Genomic DNA, 13121 nt, shown 5'->3' with positions numbered 1-13121 from the left:
CTTTGGCAAAGTCGCAAGATTCATAGTCATACCGCGGCCACTACCACGGCACCGAGCACCAGCACGGCGCCCACGGCGATCGAGGCGGTGTACCAGCGCAGCTGGCCGGTCTCGGTCTTGCTCATGGCGACGTGGCCGCCACGGGCCATCCGAGGGATGAGGCCGATGCTGCGGTCAACCGGGTCCTTGCGCAGGATGTGGCTGATCAGCAGGTAAGGTTTGACGAAGAGCTTGTCGTAGATCCAGTCGAAGCCCCAGGCGGCGAACCACCAGGCCGACAGGACGCGACCGATACCGCTGTTGGCGACCGCAGTGACGAAGCGGCGCTTGCCCAGGAACAGCAGGGCCGACAGCAGGATACCGGCGATGGCGATGGCGCCCGAGGCGATCTCCAGCGAGTGCTTGGCTTCGCCACCGGCGTGGCCGGCGCTTTCAGGCAGCACGCCTGCCAGCGGCGGATGGATCCAGGCGCCGATGAAGGTCGACAGCACGATCAGCACGCCCAGCGGCAGCCAGTGGCTGATGCCGTGGCCGGCGTGGGCTTCGGTCTTGGCTTCGCCGTGGAAGGCGATGAAGATCAGGCGGAAGGTGTACAGCGAGGTCATGAACGCGCCCACCAGACCTGCGTACAGCAGGCCGGTGTTGCCGCTGGCGAAGGCTTCCCAGAGGATCTCGTCCTTGGAGTAGAAGCCCACGGTCAGGATCGGCAGGGCGGCCAGGGCGGCGCCACCGACCACGAAGCTGGCGTAGGCCAGCGGCAGTTTCTTCCACAGGCCGCCCATCTTGAAGATGTTCTGCTCATGGTGGCAGGCGACGATCACCGCACCGGAGGCAAGGAACAGCAGGGCCTTGAAGAAGGCGTGGGTCATCAGGTGGAAGATCGCCGCGTCCCAGGCGCCGACGCCCAAGGCCAGGAACATGTAGCCGATCTGGCTCATGGTCGAGTAGGCGAGGATACGCTTGATGTCGGTCTGTACCAGGGCGGCGAAGCCGGCCAGGACCAGGGTCACGCCACCCACGACGCCGACCAGGTGCAGGACGTCCGGCGCCAGCAGGAACAGGCCGTTGGTACGGGCGATCAGGTACACGCCCGCGGTCACCATGGTGGCCGCGTGGATCAGTGCCGAAACCGGGGTCGGACCGGCCATCGCGTCGGCCAGCCAGGTCTGCAGCGGCAGCTGGGCCGATTTACCGACCGCGCCACCCAGAAGCATCAGGGTCGCCAGGACCATCCAGGTGTCGCCGGCCTGGAACTTCTGCGGTGCCAGCACCAGCAGTTCCTGCACGTTCAGGGTACCCAGCTGGACGAACAGGATGAACAGGCCGATGGCCATGAACACGTCGCCGATGCGGGTGACGATGAACGCCTTGAGTGCCGCGTTACCGTTGTTGCGGTTGCTGTAGTAGAAACCGATCAACAGGTACGAGCACAGGCCCACGCCTTCCCAGCCGAAGTAGATGAACAGCAGGTTGTCGCCCAGCACCAGGAACAGCATGCTGGCGATGAACAGGTTGGTGTACGAGAAGAAGCGCGAGTAGCCGGCTTCGCCACGCATGTACCAGGAAGCGAACAGGTGGATCAGGAAGCCGACACCGGTGACCACGCCCAGCATGGTGACCGACAGGCCATCCACGTACAGGGTGAAGTTCGGCGCGAAGCCGTCCACCGACATCCACTGCCACAGCAGCTGGCTGTACGCGCCGCCTTCAGGCGGGGCGACGTTGAACTGCCAGATCACGTAGGCGGCGGTGGCCGCCGACAGACCGACCGAGCCGACACCGACCAGCGCCGACAGGTTCTCGGACCAGCGGCCGCGCGAGAACGACAGCAGCAGGAAGCCGATCAGGGGGAATACGAACGTCAGGAAGATAAGGTTCATCCGCGCATCTCACTGGCAGCATCGATGTCGAGAGTGTGGAAGCGGCGATACAGCTGCAGCAGGATCGCCAGGCCAATGCTGGCCTCGGCGGCTGCCAGGCTGATCACCAGAATGAACATCACCTGGCCGTCGGGCTGGACCCAACGGGCACCGGCGACGATGAACGCCAGGGCAGAGGCGTTCATCATGACTTCCAGGCTCATGAGCACGAAGAGGATGTTGCGGCGGACCATCAGGCCAACCAGACCTAAGCAGAACAGGATGCCGGCGACCGCCAGACCATGCTCGAGAGGGATAGCACCCATGATTTACTCCTTCGCCTCGTTGCGGCCCAGGTGGAAGGCGGTGACGGCTGCCGCGAGCAGCAGCATCGAGGCCAGTTCGACCACCAGCAGGTACGGCCCGAACAGGCTGATGCCGACTTCCTTGGCGCTGACGGTGGTACCGCTGATGGCGGCGCCCGACGGGGTGACGAACAGCACGTACAGCAGCTCCAGCAGCAGCAGGGCGGCGAGGATCACCGGCCCCGCCCAGATGCCGGGCTTGAGCCAGCCGCGCTCCTGGGCGACCGAGGCCGGCCCGAGGTTGAGCATCATCACCACGAACACGAACAGCACCATGATGGCGCCGGCGTAGGCGATCACTTCCAGGGCGCCGGCGAACGGCGCACCGAGGGAGAAGAAGATCATCGCCACGGAGATCAGCGAAATGATCAGGTAGAGCAGGGCGTGCACCGGGTTGGTGCCGGTCACCACGCGGAGCGTGGAGACGACGGCGACACCGGATGCGAAGTAGAAAGCGAATTCCATCTTTCTGTCCTTATGGGAGCAAGCTCTTCACGTTGATCGGCTCGGCTTCGTTCTGCGCGGAGCCTTTCGGCTTGCCAGCGATGGCCATACCGGCAACACGGTAGAAGTTGTAGTCAGGGTTCTTGCCGGGGCCGGAGATCAGCAGATCTTCTTTCTCGTACACCAGGTCCTGACGCTTGAACTCGGCCATTTCGAAATCCGGAGTCAGCTGGATCGCGGTGGTCGGGCACGCCTCTTCGCACAGGCCGCAGAAGATGCAGCGCGAGAAGTTGATGCGGAAGAACTCGGGGTACCAACGGCCGTCCTCGGTCTCGGCCTTCTGCAGCGAGATGCAGCCGACCGGGCAGGCCACCGCGCAGAGGTTGCACGCCACGCAGCGCTCCTCGCCATCGGGGTCGCGGGTGAGGACGATGCGGCCACGGTAGCGTGGCGGCAGGTACACGGGTTCTTCGGGGTACTGCAGGGTGTCGCGCTTGCGGAACCCGTGGGAGAACACCATGGCCAGGCTGCGCAGCTGTGTGCCGGTGCCCTTAACGATGTCGCCGATATACTTGAACATGGGTCAAATCCTCACTGGGCCGCGACGGCTGGCGTGTTGTAGAGCACGATCGCAGCGGTCACCAGCAAATTGATCAGGGTCAGCGGCAGGCAGAACTTCCAGCTGAAGTCCATCACCTGGTCATAGCGTGGGCGCGGGATCGAGGCGCGCAGCAGGATGAACAGCATGATGAAGAACGCGGTCTTCAGGGCGAACCACAGGAACGGTACTTGCGGCAGGATGCCGAACGGACCGTGCCAGCCACCGAAGAACAGGGTTACCAGCAGCGCCGAGATCAGGATGATGCCGATGTACTCACCGACGAAGAACATGCCCCATTTCATGCCGGCATATTCGATGTGGTAGCCGTCGGCCAGTTCCTGTTCCGCTTCCGGCTGGTCGAACGGGTGACGGTGAGTCACGGCGACGCCAGCGATGAAGAAGGTGCAGAAGCCGAAGAACTGCGGAATGATGAACCACAGGTTGTTGGCCTGGTACTCAACGATGTCGCGCATGTTGAACGAGCCCACCTGCACCACCACGCCCATCAGCGCCAGGCCCAGGAACACTTCGTACGACACGGTCTGCGCCGAGGCCCGCAGGCTGCCCAGCAGGGCGTACTTGTTGTTCGACGACCAGCCGGCGAACAGCACGGCGTAGACCGAAAGACCGGCCATGGCGAAGAAGAACAGCAGGCCGATGTTCAGGTCGGCGACGCCCCAGCCCGGGGTGATCGGGATGATCGAGAAGCCGATCAGCAGGGCGCTCATGGCCACGACCGGCGCCAGGGTGAAGATCATCTTGTCGACGAAGGGCGGGTTCCAGTCTTCCTTGAAGAACATCTTCAGCATGTCGGCGGCGATCTGGAACATGCCGAACGGGCCGACACGGTTCGGACCGTAGCGGTCCTGCCACCAGCCCAGCAGGCGACGTTCGACGAAGCTGAGCAGCGCGCCGCAGACCACTACGGCCAGCAGCACCACGATGGCCTTGACGACCTGAATGATCACATCGATCACTTCGGGGGTGAACCAGCTCATTGTGCTGCCTCCTGCAGGCCTTCGACGGCTGCACCGAAGATGGCGGGCGGAATGCCGGCCAGGCCTTTGGGCAACGCAACCAGGCCAGCGCCCAGTTCTTCATTGATACGCAGCGGCAGACGCAGCGACACGCCGGCCACGTTCAGGCTCAGCATTGCGCCGTCGTTGACGCCCAGGCGGTCGGCCTCGGACTTGGCCAGGCCCACGTAGGCGGCTGGAATACGCTCTTGTACCGGTGCGGCGCGCGAGGAGCTCTCTTCGCTGCCGAACAGGTGGAAGAACGGTACGGCGGTCCAGGTGCCACGGGCCGGGTTGAACGCGCCCGGAATGGCGGTGAACCAGTTGAGCTTGTCGCCTTGCGACTCGATCAGGCGCACGCCCGGGTCACCGGCACGCAGGTGGCCACCCACTTCGTCCTGGAACTTGTTCCAGGCCTGTGGCGAGTTCCAGCCCGGCGACCAGGCGAACGGCACCTGCTGACGCGGTTCGGCCGAGCCCGAGTAGCCTTCCATGGAGAAGGCGAACGCGGTGTCCTTGTCCTGCGGGGTACGCGGCTCGTGCACGCTGATGTTGGCGCGCATGGCGGTACGGCCCGAGTAGCGCAGCGGCTCGCGGGCCAGCTTCATGCCCTTGATGCGGAACGCGGCGCTTGGCGCTGCGTTGACGATGCCGGCCAGTTGCGGGGCGGCTTCGGCGCAGGCGCTGGTGACGTGGTCCAGCTGGGTCCAGTCCACCGGCTTGTTGAGCAGGGTGGCACGCAGGGCGTGCATCCAGCGCCAGCCTTCGTGGATCTGGATGCTGCTGTCCAGGTACTGCGGGTCGAACACCTGGAAGAAGCGCTGGGCACGGCCTTCCTGGCTGACCAGGGTGCCATCGCCTTCGGCGAACGAGGCGGCCGGCAGCACCAGGTGGGCGCGGTCAAGGGTCGGGGTCTTGGAGTGGTCGGCGACGATCACCACCTTGGCCGCAGCCAGGGCAGCATCGACCTTGGCGGCCGGTACGCGGGCGTACAGGTCGTTCTCCAGCACGACGATGGCGTCGGCCTTGCCGCTGATGACCGCGTCCAGCGCGGCGTCGACGGACTCGCCGCCCATCATCGCCATGCCGAGGCTGTTGGCCTCAGGCACGACCAGGCTCAGCGAACCGTTCTTCTCGCGCAGCTTGAGGGCCTTGGCGATGTTGGCGGCGGCCTCGATCAGCGCAGGGTCCGCCAGGGAAGTGCCGGCGACCACCAGTGGGCGGTTGGCGGCGACCAGGGCGTCGGCGATGCGCTGGGCCAGGGCCTTGGCTTCGTCGTCCAGGCCGGCGACGGCAGGCGCGCTCGGGTCGATGGCGTGGGCCACGGCGAAACCGATGCGGGCCAGGTCGGCGGGGGCGGCGTGTACACACTCTTCGGCGACGTCGTCCAGCTTGGTTTCAGCCAAGGATGCGATGAACAGCGGGTACAGCGCGTGCTGGCCGATGTTCTTCACCGCGGCGTCCAGCCAAGGCTGTACGCGCATGGCGTCGGCCATGGCCTCGGCCTTGCCCTTGGTGGCCTGGCGCACGGCCAGGGCGACGCGGGCGGCGGTCTGGGTCAGGTCTTCGCCGAGCACGAACACGGCGTCGTGGTCTTCGATGTCGCGCAGGGTCGGGACCGGCAGCGGGCTGTCGTTCAGCACGTTCAGCGCCAGGCGCACGCGGGCCAGTTCGCCAGCTTCCATACCGGAGTAGAAGTACTCGGCGCCGACCAGCTCACGCAGGCCGTAGTTGCTCTCGAGGCTGGCGCGTGGCGAGCCGATGCCGACGATGGTGCGGCCGCGCAGCAGGTCGGCGGCCTTGTCCAGGGCGGCGTCCAGGCTCAGCTTGCTGCCATCGGCGAGGAACGGCTGGCGCGGACGGTCCTTGCGGTTGACGTAGCCATAGCCGAAGCGGCCACGGTCGCACAGGAAGTACTGGTTCACCGAGCCGTTGAAGCGGTTCTCGATGCGGCGCAGTTCGCCGTAGCGCTCGCCGGGGCTGATGTTGCAGCCGCTGGAGCAGCCATGGCAGATGCTCGGGGCGAACTGCATGTCCCACTTGCGGTTGTAGCGCTCGGAATGGGTCTTGTCGGTGAACACACCGGTCGGGCAGACCTCGGTGAGGTTGCCGGAGAACTCGCTTTCCAGCACGCCGTCTTCGACGCGACCGAAGTACACGTTGTCGTGGGCGCCGTATACGCCCAGGTCGGTGCCGCCGGCGTAGTCCTTGTAGTAGCGAACGCAGCGGTAGCAGGCGATGCAGCGGTTCATCTCATGGGCGATGAACGGGCCGAGGTCCTGGTTCTGGTGGGTACGCTTGGTGAAACGGTAGCGGCGCTCGTTGTGGCCGGTCATTACCGTCATGTCCTGCAGGTGGCAGTGACCGCCTTCCTCGCACACCGGGCAGTCGTGCGGGTGGTTGGTCATCAGCCATTCGACGACGCTGGCGCGGAACGCCTTGGACTCTTCGTCTTCGATGGAGATCCAGGTGCCGTCGGAGGCAGGGGTCATGCAGGACATGACGATACGACCACGGGTGTCGTTCTCGTCGGTGTACTGCTTGACCGCGCACTGCCGGCAGGCGCCGACGCTACCGAGCGCCGGGTGCCAGCAGAAATAGGGGATGTCGAGGCCGAGCGACAGACAGGCCTGTAACAGGTTGTCCGCACCGTTGACTTCGAGCGCTTTGCCGTCTACGTGGATAGTGGCCATTGTTCAAAGTTCTTCGTTGGCCCGCGTGGGCGGGCGTGGCTAATGGAAATCGGTGAGCCCGCGGCCAGCCACGAATCGTTCGGGCCGGCCGGCGGGCTGGCGGATGGCACGGACCATCCGCTACTTCATCTTTTTATGCGCCGACCACGATCGGCTTCGCCAGGTTCGGGCGCAGGGCTTCGCTGCCAGCACTGGCTGGGGCTACACCGGCCTCGAACTCCGAGCGGAAATACTTGATGGCACTGCCCAATGGCTCGACGGCACCTGGTGCGTGAGCACAGAAGGTGCGGCCTGGGCCGAGGAAGTTGACCAGACCCAGCAGGGTCTCGATGTCTTCGGCGCGGCCCTGGCCTTTCTCCAGGGCGCGCAGCATCTTCACGCTCCACGGCAGGCCGTCGCGGCATGGCGTGCACCACCCGCAGGATTCGCGGGCGAAGAACTCTTCCATGTTGCGCAGCAGCGAGACCATGTTGATGCTGTCGTCGACCGCCATGGCCAGGCCCGTACCCATGCGGGTGCCGACCTTGGCGATGCCACCGGCGTACATCTGCGCATCGAGGTGCTCGGGCAGCAGGAAGCCGGTACCGGCGCCGCCTGGCTGCCAGCACTTGAGCTTGAAGCCGTCGCGCATGCCGCCGGCGTAGTCCTCGAACAGTTCGCGGGCGGTAACGCCGAACGGCAGTTCCCACAGGCCAGGGTTCTTCACCTTGCCGGAGAAGCCCATCAGCTTGGTGCCGTGGTCCTCGCTGCCTTCGCGGGCCAGCGACTTGTACCAGTCGTTGCCGTTGGCGACGATGGCCGGCACGTTGCACAGGGTCTCGACGTTGTTCACGCAGGTCGGCTTGCCCCACACGCCGACGGCGGCAGGGAAGGGCGGCTTGGAGCGCGGGTTGGCGCGGCGGCCTTCGAGCGAGTTGATCAGCGCGGTCTCTTCACCGCAGATGTAGCGGCCGGCGCCGGTGTGCACGAACAGCTCGAAATCGAAGCCCGAACCGAGGATGTTCTTGCCCAGCAGGCCTGCGGCCTTGGCTTCATCGATGGCGCGGTTGAGGTTCTTCGCCGCGGTGGTGTATTCGCCACGCAGGAAGATGTAGCCACGGTAGGCCTTCAGGGCGCGGGCGCTGATCAGCATGCCCTCGACCAGCAGATGGGGCTGTTGCTCCATCAGCATGCGGTCCTTCCAGGTGTTCGGCTCCATTTCATCCGCGTTGCACAGCAGGTAGCGGATGTTCATGGATTCGTCTTTGGGCATCAGGCCCCACTTCACGCCAGTGGGGAAGCCCGCGCCGCCACGGCCCTTGAGGCCGGAGTCCTTGACGCTCTGGACGATGTCGTCGGCGGACATCTCGGCCAGTGCCTTGCGGGCAGCGGCGTAGCCGTTCTTCGACTCGTACTCGGTCAGCCACACCGGCTCGCCGTCGTCGCGCAGGCGCCAGGTCAGCGGGTGGGTTTCGGCCGAACGCGCGATGCGGTTGGCCGGGCCGAAGGAAGTGATGGTCATACGTAACCCTCCAGCAGCTTGGAGACGCCGGCAGGCTGCACGTCGCCAAAGGTGTCGTCGTCGATCATCAGCGCCGGGGCCTTGTCGCAGTTGCCCAGGCAGCACACTGGCAGCAGGGTGAAACGCCCGTCCGCGGTGGTCTGGCCGAGGCCGATGCCCAGCTCGCTCTGGATCTGGCTGACCACCGATTCATGGCCGCCGATGTAGCAGACCATGCTGTCGCACACGCGGATGATGTGGCGGCCGACCGGCTGGCGGAAGATCTGGCTGTAGAAAGTGGCCACGCCCTCGACGTCGCTGGCGGGGATGCCCAGCACTTCGCCGATGGCGTAGATGGCGCCGTCCGGCACCCAGCCGCGTTCCTTCTGGACGATCTTCAGGGCTTCGATGGACGCCGCGCGCGGGTCCTCGTAGTGGTGCATCTCGTGCTCGATGGCCGAGCGCTCGGTTTCGCTCAGGGCGAAACGGTCGGTTTGGATAAGCGTGCTGTTCATGCTTAGCGGTCCACGTCAGCCATAACGAAGTCGATACTGCCCAGGTACGCGATGAGGTCCGCGACCATGCTGCCTTTGATCACCGAAGGGATCTGCTGCAGGTGCGGGTAGCTCGGGGTACGGATCCGGGTGCGGTAGCTCATGGTGCCGCCGTCGCTCGTCAGGTAGTAACTGTTGATGCCCTTGGTCGCCTCGATCATCTGGAACGACTCGTTGGCCGGCATGACCGGGCCCCACGAGACTTGCAGGAAGTGGGTGATCAGGGTCTCGATGTGCTGCAGGGTGCGCTCTTTCGGTGGCGGCGTAGTCAGCGGATGGTCCGCCTTGTACGGGCCTTCCGGCATGTTGCGCAGGCACTGGTCGATGATGCGGATACTCTGGCGCATCTCCTCGACGCGGACCATGCAGCGATCGTAGGCATCGCCGTTGTGGGCCAGCGGTACTTCGAACTCGAAGTTCTCGTAGCCGGAGTAGGGGCGCGCCTTACGCAGGTCGAAGTCGCAACCGGTGGAACGCAGGCCGGCTCCGGTGGTGCCCCATTCCAGGGCTTCCTTGGTGTTGTAGGCGGCAACGCCGATGGTACGACCCTTGAGGATGCTGTTCTGCAGGGCGGCCTTGGTGTATTCGTCAAGGCGCTTGGGCAGCCATTCGACGAAGTCCTTGACCAGCTTGTCCCAGCCGCGCGGCAGGTCGTGGGCGACACCACCGATGCGGTACCAGGCCGGGTGCAGGCGGAAACCGGTGATCGCCTCGATCACGGTGTAGGCGCGCTGGCGGTCGGTGAAGGTGAAGAACACCGGGGTCATGGCGCCGACGTCCTGGATATAGGTACCCAGGAACAGCAGGTGGCTGGTGATGCGGAAGAACTCGGCGAGCATGATGCGAATCACGTCGACTTTCTGCGGCACCTTGATGCCGGCGAGCTTTTCCACCGCCAGGACGTACGGCAGGTTGTTCATCACCCCGCCGAGGTAGTCGATACGGTCGGTGTAGGGGATGAAGCTATGCCAGGACTGACGCTCGGCCATCTTCTCGGCACCACGGTGGTGGTAGCCGATGTCCGGTACGCAGTCGACGATCTCTTCGCCGTCCAGCTGCAGGACGATACGGAAGGCACCGTGGGCCGAAGGGTGGTTCGGGCCGAGGTTGAGGAACATGTAGTCCTCGTTGGCGCCGTGACGCTTCATGCCCCAGGCTTCCGGGTTGAAGCGCGCCGATTCCTCTTCAAGCTGCTGCTTGGCCAGGGTCAGGCTGTAGGGGTCGAACTCGGTGGCGCGGGCCGGGTAGTCCTTGCGCAGCGGGTGACCTTCCCAGGTCGGCGGCATCATGATGCGGCTCAGGTGCGGGTGGCCGGCAAAGTCGATGCCGAACATGTCCCAGACTTCGCGCTCGTACCAGTTGGCGTTCGGCCAGATGCCGGTCACGGTCGGCAGGTTCAGGTCGCCTTCGCTGAGCGACACCTTGATCATCACGTCGCTGTTACGCTCGACCGACAGCAGGTGGTAGAACACGCTGAAATCGGCGGCGGGCAGGCCACGGCGCTGGGTGCGCAGGCGCTCGTCGACGCCGTGCAGGTCGTACAGCATGCTGTACGGTTTGGCGACGCCGCGCAGGAAGCTCAGCACTTCCTTGAGCTGGGCACGTTTTACCCACAGTACCGGCATGCCGGTGCGGGTTTCCTGGGCGACGAATGCGTCGGCGCCAAAACGGTTGTGCAGTTCGACGACCACATCCTGGTCGTCAGCCTTGTAGGGCGGAATATAAATAGCGTTGTCCGCTGTCATGGTCTCGGTCGCTTTGGGTCAGCGTTAAGAATGAAGCCAGGCCGCCGGCTCCTTCGGGAGCGGGCGGCAGGTCGCTGGATCAGACTTCGTCGGGGCTGCGCAGGTTGGTTACCGCAATGCGCTGTTCACGACGCAGGTCTTTCTGGGCGGGCATCTCGGCACGGTAGATGCCTTGATCACCAACCACCCAGGAAAGCGGGCGTCGTTCTTGGCCGATCGACTCCTGCAGCAGCATCAAGCCTTGCAGGAATGCCTCGGGGCGCGGCGGGCAGCCAGGCACATAGACGTCCACGGGGAGGAACTTGTCGACCCCCTGAACGACCGAGTAGATGTCGTACATGCCGCCGGAGTTGGCGCACGAACCCATGGAGATGACCCACTTGGGCTCGAGCATCTGCTCGTACAGGCGCTGGATGATCGGCGCCATTTTGACGAAGCAGGTACCGGCGATGACCATGAAGTCGGCCTGACGCGGCGAGGCCCGGATGACTTCGGCGCCGAAGCGGGCGATGTCGTGGGGTGCCGTGAAGGCCGTGGTCATTTCCACGTAGCAGCAGGAAAGGCCGAAGTTGTACGGCCAGAGGGAGTTCTTGCGACCCCAGTTGACCGCGCCACGCAGCACATCTTCGAGTTTCCCCATGTAGATGTTCTTGTGGACCTGGTCTTCCAGCAGTTGATCGGTGACGGTTTCCCGCTCACCGACCGGATACTGCTCGTTGGGTGCGTCCGGATCGATTCTGGTGAGATTGTATTGCATGCCAAAGCCTCATTGTTTCAGCTTCGCTTGCCGCTTGCGGCGACCTTCGGGAGCCCAATCGAGCGCCCCGACGCGCCATAGGTAGACAAGACCTGCCAACAGAATTGCTATGAAAATGAGAGCTTCGACGAATCCGGTCCAGCCGCTTTCGCGGACGGACACAGACCATGCATAGAGGAAGAGGGCTTCGATATCGAAGATCACGAACAGCATCGCGACCAGATAGAATTTGGCGGACAGGCGCAGGCGGGCGCTGCCGACGGGCAGCATGCCGGATTCGAAGGGTTCGTTCTTGGCGCGACCCCAGGCCTTGCTACCGAGCAGGCTGGACAGGCCGAGCATGAAGGCACACAGGCCGACGACACCCAGGAGGAAGATGGCAAAGCCCCAGTTGTGGGCGATGAGTCCTGCCGAATCGGACATGCTAGAAATCCTTATACAGAGACCCAGCTCTGCAGTCTGAAATAAAGTAGAGCGGCGACGTGGTGTCGCAGACGCAGTGACCAAATGTCGCAGCTGAATCAATCGCGCTGATTTTATGGGTAAACCCAGTGCAAGTAAAATTTCCGTTGCAAATTTATTCGTAGGTTTAAGAACAAAAATCTTTCGTAACTGGCTGAAACCCTTGAGTTTCGGGCATTGCGCGCGGATTTGTTAATTATGTTTCTTACCTCGCGTAATGACGGGCTAGTTGCGTAATGATAATTAATATCATTTAACCTGAGCTGTAATGTTTTAGCTGTTCTGGCCCTTGCAAAGTTCATCTGTCGAGCGCCCCCTCTTGCAAATGCGAAAAACTCTCGTTCTAGCAGCTTCCGGCACTGTGCGTACCGCTCTGGATCAATACTTTGTCGCTTGCGTCGCGGCTGACCGACGCGGCGATCAGCCACTGGCCGAGCCAGTAGAAGAGGATGATCAGGTACTCGGCGGCGGCGAACGGGCTGACGAAGCGGTCGATGCCGATCAGGCTGTCGGAGAATACGAATGCACAGGCGCCCAGCGCGGCCAGGCCGCCACAGGCCAGGGCGCGCCAGAGCATGGCGCCGATGGTCAGGGCGTACAGGGCCACCGGGATCAGCAGTGGGCCCAGGCCATGGCCGGCGAGCACGCCGAACAGCGAACCGCCTATCAGCACGGCGAAGGCCAGGGCCGGGTAGGTCGGGCGTCGCGTGAGGCTGCAATAGCCGCGCAGGTAGGCCAGGTGCGCGCAGAGAAACGCCCCAAGGCCGAACACGAACAAGTCGCGGGGGACCGCCAGGAGAATGTCGCCGAGCACCGAGAAGGCCAGGCCGAGGATGATCCAGCGGCGATAGGGTGTGGCGGGGAGGGTGGTCAGCCAGGCAATCAGGGCGAGCACCGGAATGGGTTTGACCAGCAGGCCGAGCAGGGCATTGTCGCTGGCCAGCGCATATAGATAGAAGGCGGCGGCTGCGACGGCGACGATGAGCAGGTGGCCAGGGCGGGGCATGGGCAGTCCTTGCTGTTGGGTAGCCACAAGCTTAGACCTGATCAGCAACTTTGCCTGTGCCGGCCCTATCGCGGGGCAAGCCCGCTCCCACGCCTGTAAGCGCTGCGTGGGAGCGGGCTTGCCCCGCGATAGGGTCTGC

Annotated in this window: 12 protein-coding genes; all 12 read right to left on the bottom strand. The window is 64.1% G+C overall.

Features of this window, described 5'->3' with window-relative positions; all coding sequences use genetic code 11:
* Positions 1-26: 26 nt before the first annotated feature.
* Entirely contained in the window at positions 27-1880 is a 1854-nt protein-coding gene (gene nuoL / locus HU751_RS23950) for an NADH-quinone oxidoreductase subunit L (RefSeq protein WP_050706495.1), read from the bottom strand.
* Positions 1877-2185: an NADH-quinone oxidoreductase subunit NuoK gene (nuoK, locus tag HU751_RS23945; RefSeq protein WP_008096201.1), complete on the bottom strand. Its 309-nt coding sequence runs from the start codon at positions 2183-2185 to the stop codon at positions 1877-1879. Before nuoK ends, nuoL begins: the two co-directional genes overlap by 4 nt.
* A 3-nt stretch (positions 2186-2188) precedes the next feature.
* Positions 2189-2689 carry an NADH-quinone oxidoreductase subunit J gene (gene nuoJ / locus HU751_RS23940; RefSeq protein ID WP_023631348.1) on the bottom strand — a complete coding sequence of 167 codons (501 nt, stop codon included), beginning with the start codon at positions 2687-2689 and terminating at the stop codon, positions 2189-2191.
* Positions 2690-2699: 10 nt separating this feature from the next.
* Positions 2700-3248: an NADH-quinone oxidoreductase subunit NuoI gene (gene nuoI / locus HU751_RS23935; RefSeq protein WP_003251442.1), complete on the bottom strand. Its 549-nt coding sequence runs from the start codon at positions 3246-3248 to the stop codon at positions 2700-2702.
* Positions 3249-3259: 11 nt separating this feature from the next.
* Positions 3260-4267 (bottom strand): NADH-quinone oxidoreductase subunit NuoH, encoded by a 1008-nt coding sequence (gene nuoH, locus HU751_RS23930; protein ID WP_050706494.1) that lies wholly within the window; start codon positions 4265-4267, stop codon positions 3260-3262.
* On the bottom strand, positions 4264-6978 hold the full coding sequence (gene nuoG / locus HU751_RS23925) for an NADH-quinone oxidoreductase subunit NuoG (protein ID WP_186734686.1): 2715 nt from the start codon (positions 6976-6978) through the stop codon (positions 4264-4266). Before nuoG ends, nuoH begins: the two co-directional genes overlap by 4 nt.
* A 133-nt stretch (positions 6979-7111) precedes the next feature.
* Positions 7112-8479: an NADH-quinone oxidoreductase subunit NuoF gene (gene nuoF / locus HU751_RS23920; protein WP_186734687.1), complete on the bottom strand. Its 1368-nt coding sequence runs from the start codon at positions 8477-8479 to the stop codon at positions 7112-7114.
* Positions 8476-8973, bottom strand: coding sequence for an NADH-quinone oxidoreductase subunit NuoE (nuoE, locus tag HU751_RS23915; protein ID WP_012313767.1), 498 nt, complete (start codon positions 8971-8973; stop codon positions 8476-8478). Before nuoE ends, nuoF begins: the two co-directional genes overlap by 4 nt.
* A gap of 2 nt (positions 8974-8975) precedes the next feature.
* Positions 8976-10757, bottom strand: coding sequence for an NADH-quinone oxidoreductase subunit C/D (gene nuoC, locus HU751_RS23910; RefSeq protein ID WP_186734688.1), 1782 nt, complete (start codon positions 10755-10757; stop codon positions 8976-8978).
* Between the two features lie 79 nt (positions 10758-10836).
* Complete coding sequence (locus HU751_RS23905; protein WP_008096180.1) at positions 10837-11514, bottom strand: NuoB/complex I 20 kDa subunit family protein; 678 nt, start codon at positions 11512-11514, stop codon at positions 10837-10839.
* Between the two features lie 9 nt (positions 11515-11523).
* Positions 11524-11937, bottom strand: a complete 414-nt coding sequence (locus tag HU751_RS23900; RefSeq protein WP_028692461.1) for an NADH-quinone oxidoreductase subunit A — start codon at positions 11935-11937, stop codon at positions 11524-11526.
* Positions 11938-12319: 382 nt separating this feature from the next.
* Positions 12320-12982: a lysoplasmalogenase gene (locus HU751_RS23895; protein WP_186734689.1), complete on the bottom strand. Its 663-nt coding sequence runs from the start codon at positions 12980-12982 to the stop codon at positions 12320-12322.
* Positions 12983-13121 lie beyond the last annotated feature (139 nt).

It is taken from the genome of Pseudomonas peradeniyensis (assembly GCF_014268935.2).
GTDB lineage: Bacteria > Pseudomonadota > Gammaproteobacteria > Pseudomonadales > Pseudomonadaceae > Aquipseudomonas > Aquipseudomonas peradeniyensis.
The sequence above is the reverse complement of the archived record's forward strand: the minus strand, read 5'-3'. Positions and strand labels throughout refer to the sequence as shown.